This window comes from Streptomyces pallidus (ex Mingjun et al. 2026), from assembly GCF_051550185.1.
Lineage (GTDB): Bacteria > Actinomycetota > Actinomycetes > Streptomycetales > Streptomycetaceae > Streptomyces.
On record NZ_CP196181.1, the window covers coordinates 2,941,140 to 2,957,056 of the forward strand.

Below are 15,917 nucleotides of genomic sequence, written 5' to 3' on the forward strand. Positions count from 1 at the left end.
GGGGAAGGCGAACGCGTAACATCCGTGCCATACAACGGCCATGAACGAGCAAAGGTGCTCCGCACATGACGCACGCAATCCCCGGTTACGTCTGCCCCGACGACGGCACGCGCGCGGATGCCCGGACGGCGCCCTGGTGCTGCCCCGTCTGCAGCGGCCCGTGGGACCTCGACTTCGCACCGGATCCGGCCATCGAGCTCAACCCGTCCGCCGGACCCAACTCGCTCTGGCGGTACGGATCCGCCCTGCCGCTACCGGGCGCTTTCTCCGTCACCCTGTCGGAGGGCAACACTCCGCTGGTCCCGCTCGCGGAGCGGATTCACGCCAAGCTGGACTTCCTGATGCCGACGGGTTCGTTCAAGGACCGGGGCGCGGTGATGCTCGTGGAACTGGCCCGGCGGCTGGGTCCGGAGCGGGTGATCGCGGACAGCAGCGGCAACGCGGGGACGGCCGTGGCGGCGTACTGCGCACGGGCCGGGCTCACATGTGAAATTTTCGTGCCCGAGGGCACATCGGCGAAGAAGACCGAGCAGATGCGGGCCCACGGCGCCGCCGTCCGCGTCGTACCGGGCGGCCGGGAGGCCACCGCCGAGGCGGCCCGGGCCGAGGCCGACCGCCCCGGCGTCTTCTACGCGAGCCACGTCTTCAACCCGTACTTCCTGCACGGCACCAAGACGTACGCGTACGAGGTCTGGGAAGGGCTCGGCGGCCGACTCCCCGAGGCCCTCGTCGTCCCCGTCGGCAACGGCACGCTGCTGCTCGGCGCCGCGCTGGCCGTGGAGGAGCTGGCCCGGCGCGGGGCGCGTCCGCCGGCCCTGGTCGCGGTGCAGACGGCGGCGGTGTCCCCGCTGGCCGCGGCCTTCGAGGCCGGCGCGGAGGACGCGGACCCGGTGGAGCAGCTGCCCACCCTGGCCGAGGGGATCGCCATCCCGGCCCCGCCGCGCGCACGGCAGATCCTGGCGGCGGTCCGCAAGTCCGGCGGCACCTTCCTGACCGTGTCCGAGGAGGCCCTGCGCGCCGCGCAGCGGGACCTGGCCGGTCGGGGGCTCTTCGTGGAGCCGACGGCGGCGGCCTGCTGGGCGGCGGTGGGCCCGGCGGCCCCCTCGGACCCCCTGGCCGGCCGCACGGCGGTGGTCCCGCTGTGCGGCACGGGCCTGAAGGCGGGCCTGGCCCCCTGACCCGGGGCGAGCCGCCGGCCCGGCGACGGAGGGCGCGGCTGCGGGGTCGGAGGGCGCGGCTCCGGGGGGCGCGGACGTAGATGGCGGAAAATCGCCGGTCATGGGCCGGGGCCGTCTGCTGGACTGGCCCCATGACCAACCGTGTTGACCTCGCCCACCGCTTCGCCGCGCTGCACACGCCCGGCGCCCCGCTCGCCCTGGCCAACGCCTGGGACGTGATGAGCGCCCGTCTCGTCGAGGCGGCCGGCGCCCCGGCCGTCGCCACCACCAGCGCCGGGGTCGCCTGGTCCCTCGGCGCCCCCGACGGGGACTCGCTGGCCCGGGACCGCGCCCTCGACCTCGTCACCCGTGTGGCCGGCGCGGTCCGCGTACCCGTCACCGCCGACATCGAGGGCGGCTTCGGCGCCGACCCGGCCGGCGTCGCGGAGACCGTCGCCGGCGTCGTCGCCGCCGGCGCGGTCGGCATCAACATCGAGGACGGCACCCGCGCGCCCGCCGACCACGCGGAGCGCCTGGCCGCGGCCCGCGCCGCCGCCGACGCCGCCGGGGTCCCGCTGTACGTCAACGCGCGGATCGACACCTATCTCTTCGGTCTCGGCGACCCGGCGGGCCGGCTCGACGAGACCCTGTCCCGCGCCGCCGCCTACCTGCGGGCGGGCGCCTCGGGCGTCTTCGTGCCCGGGGTCACCGACCCGGCCGTGGTCGCCGAGCTCGCCCGCGGGATCGACGCCCCGCTGAACGTGCTGGCCGGGCCCGACGCCCCGTCCGTGGCCGAGCTCGGCAAGCTGGGCGTGGCCCGCGTCAGCCTCGGCTCCGCGGTCGCCGAGGCCGCGTACGGCGTGGTGCGCCGCGCCACCGAGGAGCTCCTCGCGGCCGGCACGTACACCGCGGTCGCCGACGCCCTCCCGTACGGGGAGCTGAACGGCCTCCTGAAGGGCTGACCCGGCGGGCCGTCAGTCCTCGGCCGCCTGCTCGTACAGGGCCCTGGCCCGTTCGTCGAACAGTGCGGCCGTGGAGTCCACGTCCGTGTCCCCGCCGCTCAGCACCCCGATCAGCCGGCCCGGGCTGCCCGGGCCGCCGCGGTCGGCGATGAACGGACTGCCGCTGGTGCCCGTCCAGAACCCGGCGCAGCCGATGTACAGCATGGCCGGGTCGTCCTCGTCGTGAGTGGTCTGCGTGGTGCAGGAGACGGGTTTGTTCTGCGGGTTGCGGCTGGACTCGGGGTAGCCGACCACCGTCACGTCCCGCTCGTAGCCGGAGGTCCACTCGGGTGCCGGGGCCTCCCCCGGGCCGACGGCCTGCTGGACGGTCAGCCCGTCCTCGTCCGGCTCGATGCTGAGGAAGGCGTAGTCGGCGGTGTCCTCGCCGAACTTCGTCCACCGCTCGTCCACGTGGACCGCCCGGACCTTCCACACGCCGAGCGGCTGCCTGCCCGCGCCCTCGCCCGAGAAGGCGGGGGCGAAGGACAGCTCGCCGATCTCCCGGCCGTCGTGGGCGACCTCGCCGGGCTCGCCGTTCTCCCCGGCCGGTGCCACGCAGTGCGCGGCGGTCGCGACGACGGTGCCCTTGGGGCTGTCCACGACGCTCGCCGTGCACCAGTGCTCCCCGTTCGCCATGAGCACGCCGACCCCGGGAAAGGGGTGGACGGCGCCCGCGTCCTCGTCCGTGGCCCTGACGAAGCCCACGGCGAGGGCGGCCGCCACACCGGCGACGGCCGCCGCGGAGGCTCCCCTCACGACCGCGTTCAGCGCACGCCGGGATCGGGGGTCGGTGCCAACATCACCTTGCTGATCCACTCCAGGGAGCCCTCCCTCATGCCGCGAACATACGACTTTCCGTTGTGCTCACCATCCTGGATCACCTGCAGCCGGGTGTGCACGGGGCCCCTGCCGTACTCCTTCATGAACTTCTCCGCCTTGTCGCGGCCGGTCTCGGCGGTGCCGATCTGGAAGTTGATGTAGACCTCCGGGCCGCCCTCGGAGATCAGCTTCTCGGCGAGCCTCTCCGGGTTGTTCGCGTCCATGGCCTGCTTGTTCCCGTTCCACAGCGGGGAGTCGGGGACGATGTCGACGCCGCTCGCGATGGCCGCCTTGAACCGGTCGGGGTGCTTCAGGACGTGCTTGAACGCGCCGAAACCTCCCGAGGAGGAGCCCATGATGGCCCAGCCGTCGCGGGAGGTGAACGTGCGGAAATTGGCCTTCGTGAAAGCCGGGACGTCATCGGCCATCCAGGTGCCCATCTTGGGCTGGCCGGGGATGTCCGAGCCGTCGAAGTGGTGCTTGGTGTCCGCGTTGATCACCGGCATGACGAGGATGAAGGGCAGGCTGGTCCCCGCCTTCGCCCCGTCGATCACGGCCTGCTGCAGGCCCAGGCCCGGGCCGGTGCCCCAGTAGTTCTTGGGGTAGCCGCGGCCTCCGGGCAGGGAGATCAGGACCGGGAAGGCGCTCTTGGCGTACTTCGGGTCGTCGTACTGCTTGGGCACCCAGACCCACACGTCGCCGGTGAAACCCGACTTCGCGCCGGTCAGCGTCGTCTTGGCGATCTGGGTACCGTCGGGCAGCCGGCTGGTGCGGACGAAGGCCGCCTTGGGCCCGGTGGGCATGCTGACCCCCGGCCGGATGTCCTGGGTCGCGGCCGATTCCTTGGCCTTGTCGAAGGACATGGGATCCCCTATGTCCGAGAACAGGCCGAACTTGTACGCCGCCGCTCCACCCCCGGCGGTCAGCGCGAACGCGAGCCCGCCGACGGCCAGAAGCCTGCCCAGGCGGTGCTTGGGGCGTGGGCGGCCCGTGGTCACGGGGCCTTCCTCGACCGCGAGGCGGCCGTCGCCCTGAAGCTGGTCATGCTGCACGAAATGTCCCGTTCCTTCTCCGGCGCCCGGACGGGCGCGAGTCGGACCGATCGGTCCCCCTTACACCCGTTACAGAGGCATCAACGACCGGATGGGTTGCCTGGGACGGGCGGGACGTGGCACGGGCCACGCCCCGCCCCGCGCATCGTGCTGCGTGCCTGGTCGGCCGGGGACCGACCCGGGATCAGCCGGCGTCGGGCTTGGGTCCCTTGAGCACCTTGCTGACCCACTCCAGGGAGCCTTCCTTCATGCCCCGGACGTAGTGCCAGCCGTTGTGCTCGCCGTTCTGGATGTCGCGGATGGTGGTCTTGACGGGACCCTTCCCGTACTGCTGCTGGAACTTGACCATCCGGTCCTTGCCGCTCTCCTTGGTGCCGACCTGGAAGTTGATGAAGACCTCCGGACCGTTGCTGTCGATCAGCTTCTTGGCGAGCTTCTCCGGGTTGTTCGCGTCCATCTCCGCCTGGTGGCCCTTCCACAGCGGGGAGTCGGGGACGATCTCGCCACCGCTGGCGATCACGGCCTTGAACCGGTCCGGGTACTGCAGGACGGTCTTCATGCCGACGAAGGCGCCGGAGGAGGAGCCCATGAAGGCCCAGCCGTCACGGGACTTGTAGGTGCGGAAGTTGGCCTTGGCGAGGTTCGGGACGTCCTCGGCGATCCAGGTGCCCATCTTGGGCTGGCCCGGGATGTCGGAGCCGTCGTAGTAGTACTTGGCGTCCGGGTTGAGCACCGGCATGATCACGATGTAGGGGAGGCTCGTGCCGGCCTGGACGCCCTCGCTGATCGTCTTTTGCAGGCCGAGGCTGCGGTCGATCCAGTAGTTGTCGGGGAAGCCGTTGCCGCCGGGGAGCGCGATGAGGACCGGGAAGGCGCTCTTGGCGTACTTCGGGTCGTCGTACTGCTTCGGGGCCCAGACCCACACGCTGCCGGTGAAGCCCGACTTGGGGCCGGTCAGCGTGGTCTTGGCGATGATCGTGCCGTCGTCCAGCTTGGTGGTCTGCTTGAACTCGGCCTTCGGCCCGGTCGGCATCTGCACGTCCGGGTCACCGGACGGCGCCGCCGCCTTCGCCCCGCCCTGGGCCCCGTCGCCGGAGCCCTTGCCGGCGGCCTGGTCCTTGCCGAAGCTCACGGTGTCGCCGTTGCCGGAGAACCACTCCGCCTTCCAGGCGGCGAAACCGCCACCGCCCAGCAGCAGGACCAGCGCCAGGGCGGCACTGATCCACACCGCCTTGCGGGACCGCTTGCGGGGCGGCTCGGTGTCCCGCGGGCGTATGTGGGCGCTCGGGTCCGGGCAGGGCGGCCCGACCGGCTGCGGCTCGTAGGGGTGCTCGCGCGCCGCGCGACCCGGCGGGGGTGGCGGCTGCTGCGCGTGCGGATCCGGGTAGGGCTGACGACCGCGCCGCTCCCCGTACGGCGGGTACCCCTGCGACTGGTCCTCGTACGAATGGTCCTCGTACGGCGGGTACGGCGCACGCGGCTGGTCGTCGGGCCGCGGGCGCTGCGGGTACTGGTGCACGGACTTCGCTCCGAACGGTCATGGCTGCCCCCGAGCGGGACAGAAGCTGTGGGCGTCCCCCTTGGTTCTGATGTGCGAATGCAGCATTCCGTTCCAAGAACCGGCAAAAAGACGACCCGCACATCACCGCACGGGAACCGCGCACCCCAAGATCACGTCCGGCCGCCGAGCACCTGCGCGCACCGCCCCAGCAGCCGGACCAGCAGCTCCCGCTCCTCCTCGGAGAACTCGGCGGCGAGCGCCCGCTCCACCGCCACGGCGGCGGCGTCGGCCTGCTCCATCACGGCCCGGCCCTCCTGCGTGAGGCGGGTCTCCAGGACGTTGCGGTGCCATTCGTGCGGGGAGCGCTCGATGAGCCCGCGCTCCTGGAGGTTCTTCAGGACGGTGGTCATGGTCGGGGGCGTCACCCCGCACAGCCGGGCCAGCGCGGCGGCGGAGATGCCCGGCTTCTCGGCGAGCCAGAGCAGGGCCGCGTACTGCGGAACCGTTACCGCAGAGGGCTTGAGCGCTGCGGTCTTCGCCGCGAGGAGCGCCTGCTCGGCGCGCTTGAGGTGCGAACCGATCCGCTCCTCGGGGGCCATGGAGGTCATCACCGCATACTAATCCCCTTGCGATGATTAGAGCCCTAACTTAGATTCAGACCCACACAAGAAGCAGACCCCGAACAACGCGGCCTGCTCGAAAGCCGAAGACGAAGAAGAGGACCCTGGTGTCGAAGAAGCTCCTGTCCGCCGCCGTCCTGTCCCTGACGGCGGCACTCGCCCTGACCACCGCACCGACGGCGGTGGCGCAGTCCCACGGCGGCCGTATCTCCACGGCCTTCACCCTCCCCGGCGAGAAGGTCTACCCCGAGGGCATCGCCACCGACCGCCGCACCGGAGCGGTCTACGTCGGCTCGTACGCCGACGGCACCGTCTACCGGGCCCTGCCCGGCCGGGCGAGGGCCGAGGTGTTCCTGCCCGCCGGGACCGACGGCCGCCGCACCGCCAACGGCCTGCGCGTCGACACCCGCGGCCGCCTGTGGGTGACCGACTCCACCGCCGGGGTCACCGTGTACGACACCGGGACCGGCAGCCGCCTGGCCCGCTTCGAGGTCCCGGGGGCCGGCCCGCGCTTCGTCAACGACCTGACCATCACCCCGGACGGCACGGCGTACCTGACGGACAGCGTCCGCGCGGTGGTCTACCGGGTCACCCCGCGCGAACTGGCCGCGGGCTCCGGGACGCTCAGCCCCGCGTACGACCTGAGCAGCCGCCTCACTCCGGTCCCCGGGCGCACCTTCAGCCTCAACGGCATCACCTCGGACCGGGCGGGCCGGTACCTGCTCGCGGTGGACATGATCGCGGGCGACCTCCACCGCATCGACCTGCGCACGGGCGCGCTGTCACGCGTCACGCTCCAGGGCGGCGACCTCACCCACGCCGACGGCCTGGACCTCGCCGCCGACGGCACCCTGCGGGTGGCCCACAACACCACCAACACCCTGACCCGGTGGCACCTGACCCCGGACGGCACCCACGCCCGCCTGACCCGCACGCTCACGGACCCGTCCCTGCAGATCCCGACGACCCTGACCCACACCCCGGGCCGCACCCTGGTGGTCCGCTCCCAGTTCGACAAGGGCGGCCCCATGGGCGGCCCGGAGACCCCGACCACCTTCACGATCGCCGCGATCCAGGGCCTCTGACGCCCCGCACCGGCACACCGCGCCGGTCGACCGACTCAGACCCCGACGCGCGACCGCGGTCGAACACGCTCCCGTACGCCGTGATCCCCCGGCGTACCCTCGCCGGAACGGAACGGGTGCGAGCCTTCACGCAGCGCCGCGTAGTCCTCGGCGGACAGCAGAACGGCGTCACCGTGCTCGGAGACGATCTCGACGACCTCGTGACTCTCGTTGACCTTCTTGATCAGCGGAAGGAGCCCGTTTCGGGCGGCACAGGCAGTAACGAACATGCCCCCGACCCTTCCCCCAACCCACACCGTTTACCCACCGCTCCGCGGGAGGAGCGCGAGATCAACCGGATCTCGCGGTCTGGGACGTTCACGTGCGGCACCGGTCCACCGTCCACGAGACCCGACTGCCGCTGACCCCACGCCAGAACGCCCCGCACCCATCCAGCACGCTGACGACGAAGGGGGCGGACTCGGGATTGCCCGCGCCCCAGCGGTCCTGGCACGGCCGCCTCGTCACAGCCCTGACGACCACGCTCATGGCGCAGGCGCCGGCCGGCTTCGAAGTCGAGCGGGAGATGACGATCCGCCTCGATTCCCGCAACCGTCCCGAGCCGGACCTCCTGCTGACGGACCTGCCCTACGACCCTGATCGCACCTGGTACGCCCCGGAGAACGTGAAGCTCGTCGTTGAAGCCGCCTCCCCCGAGTCCGCCCACCGCGATCGCACGGTGAAGCTCCGCAAGTACGCGGAGGCCGGCATCCCCCACTACTGGTGCATCGAGGACGAGGACGGGGCACCCGTCGTCCACGTCTACGAGCTCGACGAACCGACCGGCGCCTACGCGCCCGCCGGCATCTTCCGGGGCACCCTCCAGCGCCCGGTGCCGTTCGAGATCACCCTGGACCTCGACAAGCTCACACCACCCCGAAGCAGCTGAAGTCGGCACGGGAACGCAGAAGGGGTCGGACTCGACGGAGCCCGACCCCTTCCGACCTGCACGTTCAACCCAAGCCTCACGCGCAGTGAGTTCACGACTACACGTTGAAGCGGAATTCGACCACGTCGCCGTCCTGCATGACGTAGTCCTTGCCCTCCATGCGGGCCTTGCCGGCGGCGCGGGCCTCGGCGACCGAGCCGCAGTCGACCAGGTCGGCGAAGTGGATGACCTCGGCCTTGATGAAGCCCTTCTGGAAGTCGGTGTGGATGACACCGGCCGCCTCCGGGGCCGTGGCGCCCTTCTTGATGGTCCAGGCGCGGGCTTCCTTCGGGCCGGCCGTGAGGTACGTCTGCAGGCCCAGGGTGTCGAAGCCGACGCGGGCCAGGGTGGCCAGGCCGGGCTCCTCGGCGCCGACGGACTGGAGGAGCTCCATGGCGTCGGCCTCGTCGAGCTCGGCGAGGTCGGCCTCCAGCTTGGCGTTCAGGAAGATCGCCTCGGCGGGGGCGACCAGGGCGCGCTGCTCGGCCTTGAAGGCGTCGTCCGTCAGCTCGTCCTCGTCGACGTTGAAGACGTAGAGGAACGGCTTCGTCGTGAGGAGGTGCAGGTCGTGCAGGAGCTCGGCCTTCTCGGAGCCCTGGACGATGCCGTGGGAGAAGAGGGTGTCGCCCTTCTCCAGGATCTCCTTGGCCGCCTCGACGGCCGCGACCTTCGGCGCCACGTCCTTCTTGATGCGGGCTTCCTTGGCCAGGCGCGGCAGGACCTTCTCGATGGTCTGCAGGTCGGCGAGGATCAGCTCGGTGTTGATCGTCTCGATGTCGTCCTTGGGCGAGACCTTGCCGTCGACGTGGACGACGTTCTCGTCCTTGAAGGCACGGATGACCTGGCAGATCGCGTCGGACTCGCGGATGTTCGCAAGGAACTTGTTGCCCAGGCCCTCGCCCTCGCTCGCGCCGCGCACGATGCCGGCGATGTCGACGAAGTCGACGGTCGCCGGGAGGATGCGCTGCGAGTTGAAGACCTCGGCGAGCTTGGCGAGGCGCTCGTCCGGGACACCGACGACGCCGACGTTCGGCTCGATGGTGGCGAACGGGTAGTTGGCCGCCAGTACGTCGTTCTTGGTCAGGGCGTTGAACAGGGTCGACTTGCCGACATTCGGCAGGCCGACGATTCCGATCGTGAGCGACACGTTGGCGACTTCCCGTAGCTGGAGGGGGCGGCGGCCCGGGAGCGGGCCACCGGACAGTTTACTTTCCGATGAGCGGGTCGCGTTGTACGCGTGTCCCCACGGCGATAGCGCACCCCGCACGCCTAGCTTTGGGGGGTGGAGCACTACAGGACGCGCCCGGCCCCTCACCACCCGCAGCGGCAGCAGCCCCGGCGTCCCGGCGGCGTGCCCGCCCAGGGCGGCGGGCGGCCCCGGCCGACGGCCGTGCGCAGGCTGCCGCGGCCACGGCTGACCGGACTCGGCGGCGGGCTGTTCGCGTGCGTGGCCATGACGCTCGTCGCCGGGTTCGTCTGGCTGCTGTTCGACGGCTCGCAGTTCGTGTACGGGCTGCTGTTCGTGCCCGTCGCGGCCGCGACCGCGCTGTGGGTGCGGCCCGCCGACCTGGTCACCGCGCCGATCGCCGTGCCGATCGCCTTCGCCGTCGGGGTCTGGCCGATCTCCGGGGACTCGGGCGGGTTCGGCGCGCAGGTGATGGGCCTGGTTTCGGCCCTGTCGCTGCACGCCGGCTGGTTGTACGGGGGGACGCTGATGGCCGCGCTGATCGTCATCGTGCGGAAGGCCGCGCTGATCGGCAGGCGCCGCCTCCCCCGCCGGGCGACACCCTCCTAGACGCTGCCGTCCGCCCGTAAGGGCTGCGGTCCGCCCCGGAGCGCTGCGATCCGTCCGCAGGCGCTGCCGTCCGCCCCTGAGCGCTGCGGTCCGTCCTCAGGTGCTGCGGTCCGCCGCCGACCGCACCGCTCCCGCCTCCGCCTCCGTGCTCACCGCGGCCTCCGCCCCCGCCGCCGACCCCGCGGCCGCCGCCATCGCCGCGCCCACGATCCCCGCGTTGTTCTGGAGCTTCGCCGGGACGATCTCCGCCCGGATGCCGTCGATCAGCGGCAGGAACTTCTCCGGTTTGCGGCTGACGCCGCCGCCCAGGATGAACAGGTCCGGTGAGAACAGCATCTCCACGTGGGCGAGGTACTTCTGGAGCCGTCGCGCCCAGCGCTCCCAGGTGAGGTCCTCGTCCTCCTTGGCCCGGACCGACGCCCGCTTCTCCGCGTCGTGGCCCTTCAGCTCCAGGTGCCCGAGCTCCGAGTTGGGGACGAGCCGCCCGTCCGTGAAGACGGCGCTGCCGATGCCGGTGCCGAGGGTCAGCAGGATGACGGTGCCGCCGCGGCCGCGGCCGGCGCCGTACGTCATTTCGGCGATCCCGGCGGCGTCGGCGTCGTTCAGGACGGTGACGTGCCGGCCGTCGAGCCGCTGCGCGAGCAGGCCGGCAGTGTCGACGCCGATCCACGACGGGTCCATGTTGGCCGCCGTGCGGGTGACGCCGCCGGTGACGACGCCGGGGAACGTCACCCCGATCGGGCCGTCCCAGCCGAAGTGGCGGACCACCTCGACGACGCAGCCGGCCACCCCGTCGGGGGTGGCCGGCTGCGGTGTCAGTACCTTGTGGCGCTCCTGGGCCAGGCCGCCGCGGTCCAGGTCCACGGGCGCGCCCTTGATCCCGGTGCCGCCGATGTCCACGCCGAAGATGTGCATGGACTCACCGTACGGAAAGCGCTACTCGTCGGCGACCAGTGCGGCGGCTTCCGTGCGCAGATCGCGGCGCAGTTCCTTCGGCAGGGAGAAGGTGATGGACTCCTCGGCCGTCTTGACGATCTCCACGTCGGCGAAGCCGCGCTCGGACAGCCATTCGAGCACCTCCTCGACGAGCACCTCCGGCACCGAGGCGCCCGAGGTCAGGCCGACGGTGGTGACGCCCTCCAGCCAGGCCTCGTCGATCTCGCTGGCGAAGTCGACCAGGTGGGCGGCGCGCGCGCCCGCGTCGAGGGCGACCTCGACCAGGCGGATGGAGTTCGAGGAGTTCTTGGAGCCGACGACGATGACCAGGTCCGCGTCGGCACCCATCGCCTTGACGGCCGCCTGCCGGTTGGAGGTGGCGTAGCAGATGTCGTCGCTCGGCGGGGAGACCAGCAGCGGGAACTTGGTCTTCAGCGCGTCGACGGTCTCCATGGTCTCGTCGACCGAGAGGGTGGTCTGGGAGAGCCAGACGACCTTGGACTCGTCGCGGACGGTGACCTTGTCGACGTCGTCCGGGCCGTCGACGATCGTGATGTGCTCCGGGGCCTCGCCGGAGGTGCCGATGACCTCCTCGTGGCCCTCGTGGCCGATCAGGAGGATGTCGAAGTCCTCCTTCGCGTACCGGATGGCCTCCTTGTGGACCTTGGTGACGAGCGGGCAGGTCGCGTCGATCGTCGCGAGCCTGCCGCGCGCCGCCTCCTCGTGCACCACCGGGGCCACGCCGTGGGCGGAGAACATGACGATGTTGCCCGGGGGGACCTCCTCCGTCTTCTCTACGAAGATGGCGCCCTTCTTCTGCAGCGTCTGGACGACGTACTTGTTGTGCACGATCTCGTGCCGGACGTAGACCGGCGCACCGTACTGCTCGAGGGCCTTCTCGACAGCGATCACGGCTCGGTCGACGCCCGCGCAGTAGCCGCGGGGAGCGGCGAGCAGGACGCGGCGGGATGCGGGAGCAGGGGCGGCGGCAGCACTCATGCGGTCCATCGTACGGGGGCCGCGGCGGGGCCGTACGCCGCCCGTTCGGGCCGGCCGCCGGGGCCGTGTCGCGCGTCCGTCCCGGGTGTCCCCCGCGGGGATGATGGCGTCCGTGACGGATTCCGGTTCCGGCCCGGCCGAGGCGCCCCCGGGGCGGCCCGGGGCCGCCTCCCTCGCCCGGAGCCTCGGCTTCCGGGACCTGGTCGTGTACGGGCTGCTGTTCATCGCCCCCATGGCCCCGGTCGGGGTCTTCGGCACCCTCGACGCCCGCTCGCACGGGGCGCCGGCCCTGGTGTACCTGGTCGCGACGGCCGCGATGGCCTGCACCGCGTCCGGTTACGCGCAGATGGTGCGGGTGGCCCCGCAGGCCGGGTCGGTGTTCGCGTACGCCCGCAAGGGGCTCGGCGAGGGGGCCGGGCTGGTGGCGGGCTGGATGGCGCTGCTCGACTACCTGCTGGTGCCGGCGGTCGCGTACCTGTTCTCGGGGATCGCGATGCATGCGCTGGTCCCGTCGGTGTCGCGGTGGGTGTGGACGGCGCTGGCCGTGCTGGTGACCACCGCCCTGAACCTGTGGGGCGTACGGATGGCGGCGCGCGTCGGCTTCGTGGTGCTGGCCGCGGAGGTCGCGGTGCTGCTGGTGTTCCTGGTGGCTGCGGTGGCCGTGTTGGTACGGGACGGGGCGCAGCGCGGCTGGCTGTCGCCGCTGACCGGCGACGGCTCGCCCGGTTTCACGGCCGGGGCGGTGTTGGGCGCCGTGTCGGTGGCGGTGCTGTCGTACCTCGGCTTCGACGCGGTCGCCTCCTTCGCGGAGGAGGCGACGGGGGGCTCGGAGCGGGTGGCTCGGGCGCTGCTGTTCTGCCTGGGGCTGGCCGGGGTGCTGTTCGTGGCGCAGAGCTGGCTGGCGGCGCTGCTGATGCCGGTGTCCGCGGCGGAGCTGGCAGCGGACCCGGAGCTCCGGGGCCCGGCCTTCTACACGGCGGTGGAGTCCTCCGTCGGGACCTGGCTGCACGACCTGGTGGCGGTGAGCAAGGCGGTCGGGGCGGCCTTCGCGGCACTGGCGGGGCAGGCGGCGGCGGGCCGGCTCGTCTTCGCGCTGGCCCGGGAACGGCGGCTGCCGGGGGCGCTGGCCCGCACCTCGGGCGGCACCCCGCGGCCGGCGCTGCTGGTGGCGGCGGTGGTCACGCTGGTGGCGGCGGTGGCGGCGGCCCGGCGCGCCGACGGCCTCGACCACCTGGTCTCGGTGGTGGACATCGGGGCGCTGACGGCGTTCACGCTGCTGCACGCCTCGGTCGTCGGCTGGTTCGTCGTACGCCGGGCGGGGGGCCCGCCCAGCTGGTGGAAGCACCTGCTGGTGCCGGTGGTGGGCGCGGCCGTGACGGTCGCGGTGATCGCCCGGGCGTCCGGGGCGGCCCAGGTGGTGGGGGCGGTGTGGCTGGTGGTGGGCCTGGGGGTGCTGGTGGCCCAGCGGGGCGGTCATCGGGGCGGCACCGCAGACGCTGTCGGTCCCGGCGGATAGCCTGCCTGCATGGGTCTGAATACGTCGGCCGACGCGCCGCTGCCGGTCGGTCAGGTGTCCCGGCTCATCGGGGGCTGGATCGACCGGCTCGGCCAGGTCTGGGTGGAGGGGCAGATCACGCAGCTCTCGCGGCGGCCGGGGGCGGGGGTGGTCTTCCTGACGCTGCGCGACCCCTCGCACGACGTCTCGCTGTCCGTGACCTGCTTCCGGCAGGTCTTCGAGGAGGTCGCGGACGCCGTCGCGGAGGGCTCCCGGGTGGTCGTGCTGGCCAAGCCCGAGTGGTACGCCCCGCGCGGCCAGCTCTCCCTGCGGGCCACCGAGATACGGCCCGTCGGCATCGGCGAGCTGCTGGCCCGGCTGGAGCGGCTCAAGCGGTCGCTGGCCGCCGAGGGGCTGTTCGCCCTGGACCGCAAGAAGCCGCTGCCGTTCCTGCCGCAGCTGATCGGGCTGGTGGTGGGGCGGGCCTCGGCGGCCGAGCGGGACGTCCGGGAGAACGCCCGGCGGCGCTGGCCGGCGGTCCGCTTCGAGGTGCGCAACGTCGCCGTGCAGGGGGTCCACGCGGTGCCCCAGGTGATCCAGGCGGTCAAGGAGCTCGACGACCTGGCCGAGGTCGACGTGATCATCGTGGCGCGCGGCGGCGGCAGCGTGGAGGACCTGCTGCCGTTCTCCGACGAGGAGGTCGTCCGCGCGGTCGCGGCGGCCCGTACGCCGGTGGTGTCCGCGATCGGGCACGAGCCGGACTCGCCGCTGCTGGACCTGGTCGCGGACCTGCGCGCCTCCACCCCGACGGACGCCGCGAAGAAGGTGGTGCCGGACGTCGGGGAGGAGCTGGAGCGGGTGCGCCAGTTCCAGGAGCGGGGGCTGCGCGCGGTGCGCGCCCTGCTCGACCGGGAGGAGCGGGGGCTCGCACACGCACTGGCGCGGCCGGTGTTCGTCCATCCGCAGCGGATGGTGGAGACCAGGCAGGACGAGCTGGACGCCCTGCTGGGACGCAGCCGGCGCACACTGGGGCACCTGCTGGACCGGGCGGACTCGGAGCTCGCGCACACCCTGGCCCGGGTGGTCGCGCTGTCGCCGGCGGCGACGTTGGAGCGCGGGTACGCGGTCCTGCAGCGGGCGGACGGCCACGTGGTGCGCTCGCCGCAGGAGGTGGCTGCGGACGAGGTGCTGCGGGCCCGGGTGGCCGAGGGCGAGTTCTCCGTACGGGTCTCGGAGCACTCGGAGCACGTACGGGTCTCGGAGCACTCGGAGCACTCGGAGCCGGGCCTGGAGTGACCGCGAGCGGGCCCCACGGGGCCCCGAGCGGAGCACGAGCGGCGCACCGGCGTCCCTCAGTGCGGACATGACACATTTTCCCGCTGCACCGGCGGGTACGACACCGGAGGGCGGTACAGGAATGACGGAAGCGGATACCTCGTTGGGGTACGAGCAGGCCCGCGACGAGCTCATCGAGGTCGTCCGCAAGCTGGAGGCCGGCGGCACCTCCCTGGAGGAGTCGCTCGCGCTCTGGGAGCGGGGCGAGGAGCTCGCCAAGGTCTGCCGGCACTGGCTGGAGGGCGCCCGCGCCCGCCTGGACTCGGCGCTCGCGGCCCGCGAGGCGGAGGCCGGGGGGCGGGAGGACCGCGGGGAGTGAGCCCGCGGGGAGTGATCCGCACCACTCGCGGCCAGATTTAGTTGAAAGTTAGACTAATTTGGCCGTAAAGTCGGTGGCGACGCTCCACCTCCGCATGGAAGAAGGCTTTCCGATGTCCCTCGTTCTCGACTCCGCCGCCCAGGACCTGTTGTTCCGCGAGGCCCGCACCACCAGCGCGTTCTCGGACGAGCCGGTGACCGAGGAGCAGGTTCAGGCGATCTACGAACTGGTCAAGTACGGCCCCACCGCCTTCAACTCGACCCCCCTGCGCGTGACCCTGGTCCGCTCCCCCGAGGCCCGCCAGCGCCTGGTGGAGCTCATGGACGAGGGCAACCAGGCCAAGACCGCCGCCGCGCCGCTCGTGGCGATCCTCTCCGCGGACAACGAGTTCCACGAGGAGCTGCCCACCCTGCTGCCGCACTTTCCGCAGGCCAAGGACGTCTTCTTCAGCGAGCGCCCGGCCCGCGAGCGGGCCGCGCTGATGAACTCCGCCATGCAGGCCGCGTACTTCATCGTCGGCGTCCGCGCCGCCGGCCTGGCCGCCGGCCCCATGGGCGGCTTCGACCACGTCGGCATCCAGAAGGAGTTCCTGGACGACGACCACACCCCGCTGATGGTCGTCAACCTCGGCAAGGCCGAGGGCGAGGTCCCGCACCCCCGCGGCCCGCGCCTGACCGCCGACGAGGTCATCACCACCGTCTGAGCCGACCGAGCCGGCTGCCGGCCGGACGACCGACCACGCGCGGAAGGCCGTGCGCCCCGGGACCTCCCGGGGTGCACGGCCTTTCCGTCGTTCCGTGGGGCGTGCGGGGCGCGCAGGGGCGGCCGTGAGTACG

General features: G+C 72.3%; 17 protein-coding genes. 9 read left to right on the top strand and 8 right to left on the bottom strand.

Annotated elements, in window-relative coordinates; all coding sequences use genetic code 11:
* The first annotated feature begins 65 nt into the window (after positions 1-65).
* Positions 66-1,178, top strand: coding sequence for a pyridoxal-phosphate dependent enzyme (locus ACSHWO_RS12605; protein WP_361099452.1), 1,113 nt, complete (start codon positions 66-68; stop codon positions 1,176-1,178).
* Between the two features lie 131 nt (positions 1,179-1,309).
* Positions 1,310-2,119 (top strand): isocitrate lyase/PEP mutase family protein, encoded by an 810-nt coding sequence (locus tag ACSHWO_RS12610; RefSeq protein ID WP_438311836.1) that lies wholly within the window; start codon positions 1,310-1,312, stop codon positions 2,117-2,119.
* 12 nt (positions 2,120-2,131) lie between these two features.
* On the opposite strand, the gene ACSHWO_RS12615 is transcribed toward ACSHWO_RS12610, so the two are convergent.
* From ACSHWO_RS12615 to ACSHWO_RS12630, 4 genes are all read right to left on the bottom strand, one after another.
* Positions 2,132-2,914: a trypsin-like serine peptidase gene (locus ACSHWO_RS12615; RefSeq protein WP_361099446.1), complete on the bottom strand. Its 783-nt coding sequence runs from the start codon at positions 2,912-2,914 to the stop codon at positions 2,132-2,134.
* A gap of 8 nt (positions 2,915-2,922) precedes the next feature.
* Positions 2,923-4,029: an alpha/beta hydrolase gene (locus ACSHWO_RS12620; RefSeq protein WP_438311838.1), complete on the bottom strand. Its 1,107-nt coding sequence runs from the start codon at positions 4,027-4,029 to the stop codon at positions 2,923-2,925.
* Positions 4,030-4,213: 184 nt separating this feature from the next.
* Positions 4,214-5,305, bottom strand: coding sequence for an alpha/beta hydrolase (locus tag ACSHWO_RS12625; RefSeq protein ID WP_385838397.1), 1,092 nt, complete (start codon positions 5,303-5,305; stop codon positions 4,214-4,216).
* A gap of 395 nt (positions 5,306-5,700) precedes the next feature.
* Positions 5,701-6,138: a MarR family winged helix-turn-helix transcriptional regulator gene (locus ACSHWO_RS12630; RefSeq protein WP_361099437.1), complete on the bottom strand. Its 438-nt coding sequence runs from the start codon at positions 6,136-6,138 to the stop codon at positions 5,701-5,703.
* A gap of 119 nt (positions 6,139-6,257) precedes the next feature.
* On the opposite strand from ACSHWO_RS12630, the gene ACSHWO_RS12635 reads away from it, so the two are divergent.
* Positions 6,258-7,235 (top strand): SMP-30/gluconolactonase/LRE family protein, encoded by a 978-nt coding sequence (locus tag ACSHWO_RS12635; RefSeq protein ID WP_438311840.1) that lies wholly within the window; start codon positions 6,258-6,260, stop codon positions 7,233-7,235.
* A gap of 35 nt (positions 7,236-7,270) precedes the next feature.
* Here the strand turns inward: ACSHWO_RS12635 and ACSHWO_RS12640 are convergent, their stop codons facing one another.
* Positions 7,271-7,504 carry a type II toxin-antitoxin system Phd/YefM family antitoxin gene (locus tag ACSHWO_RS12640; RefSeq protein ID WP_385838095.1) on the bottom strand — a complete coding sequence of 78 codons (234 nt, stop codon included), beginning with the start codon at positions 7,502-7,504 and terminating at the stop codon, positions 7,271-7,273.
* A 92-nt stretch (positions 7,505-7,596) separates the two neighbouring features.
* Here ACSHWO_RS12640 and ACSHWO_RS12645 point away from each other — a divergent pair, with 92 nt between their 5' ends.
* On the top strand, positions 7,597-8,163 hold the full coding sequence (locus tag ACSHWO_RS12645) for a Uma2 family endonuclease (RefSeq protein ID WP_438311843.1): 567 nt from the start codon (positions 7,597-7,599) through the stop codon (positions 8,161-8,163).
* Positions 8,164-8,260: 97 nt separating this feature from the next.
* Here the strand turns inward: ACSHWO_RS12645 and ychF are convergent, their stop codons facing one another.
* The gene (gene ychF / locus ACSHWO_RS12650; protein ID WP_361099422.1) at positions 8,261-9,349 is read right to left on the bottom strand and encodes a redox-regulated ATPase YchF; all 1,089 of its coding nucleotides are present in this window, start codon (positions 9,347-9,349) and stop codon (positions 8,261-8,263) included.
* 135 nt (positions 9,350-9,484) lie between these two features.
* Here ychF and ACSHWO_RS12655 point away from each other — a divergent pair, with 135 nt between their 5' ends.
* Positions 9,485-9,997, top strand: a complete 513-nt coding sequence (locus ACSHWO_RS12655) for a DUF6542 domain-containing protein (protein ID WP_438311846.1) — start codon at positions 9,485-9,487, stop codon at positions 9,995-9,997.
* A 96-nt stretch (positions 9,998-10,093) separates the two neighbouring features.
* Here the strand turns inward: ACSHWO_RS12655 and ppgK are convergent, their stop codons facing one another.
* Together ppgK and ACSHWO_RS12665 are read right to left on the bottom strand one after the other, a co-directional pair.
* Complete coding sequence (gene ppgK / locus ACSHWO_RS12660; RefSeq protein ID WP_385838051.1) at positions 10,094-10,912, bottom strand: polyphosphate--glucose phosphotransferase; 819 nt, start codon at positions 10,910-10,912, stop codon at positions 10,094-10,096.
* A gap of 21 nt (positions 10,913-10,933) precedes the next feature.
* Positions 10,934-11,941 (bottom strand): 4-hydroxy-3-methylbut-2-enyl diphosphate reductase, encoded by a 1,008-nt coding sequence (locus ACSHWO_RS12665; RefSeq protein ID WP_404234180.1) that lies wholly within the window; start codon positions 11,939-11,941, stop codon positions 10,934-10,936.
* Positions 11,942-12,035: 94 nt separating this feature from the next.
* On the opposite strand from ACSHWO_RS12665, the gene ACSHWO_RS12670 reads away from it, so the two are divergent.
* The 4 genes from ACSHWO_RS12670 (at position 12,036) to ACSHWO_RS12685 (ending at position 15,784) form a co-directional block, all read left to right on the top strand.
* Complete coding sequence (locus ACSHWO_RS12670) at positions 12,036-13,448, top strand: APC family permease (protein WP_438319066.1); 1,413 nt, start codon at positions 12,036-12,038, stop codon at positions 13,446-13,448.
* A 9-nt stretch (positions 13,449-13,457) separates the two neighbouring features.
* Entirely contained in the window at positions 13,458-14,723 is a 1,266-nt protein-coding gene (gene xseA, locus ACSHWO_RS12675) for an exodeoxyribonuclease VII large subunit (RefSeq protein ID WP_438311849.1), read from the top strand.
* A 121-nt stretch (positions 14,724-14,844) separates the two neighbouring features.
* Positions 14,845-15,081, top strand: a complete 237-nt coding sequence (locus ACSHWO_RS12680; protein WP_361099410.1) for an exodeoxyribonuclease VII small subunit — start codon at positions 14,845-14,847, stop codon at positions 15,079-15,081.
* A 112-nt stretch (positions 15,082-15,193) separates the two neighbouring features.
* Positions 15,194-15,784, top strand: coding sequence for a malonic semialdehyde reductase (locus ACSHWO_RS12685; protein WP_404234186.1), 591 nt, complete (start codon positions 15,194-15,196; stop codon positions 15,782-15,784).
* Positions 15,785-15,917: the final 133 nt, after the last annotated feature.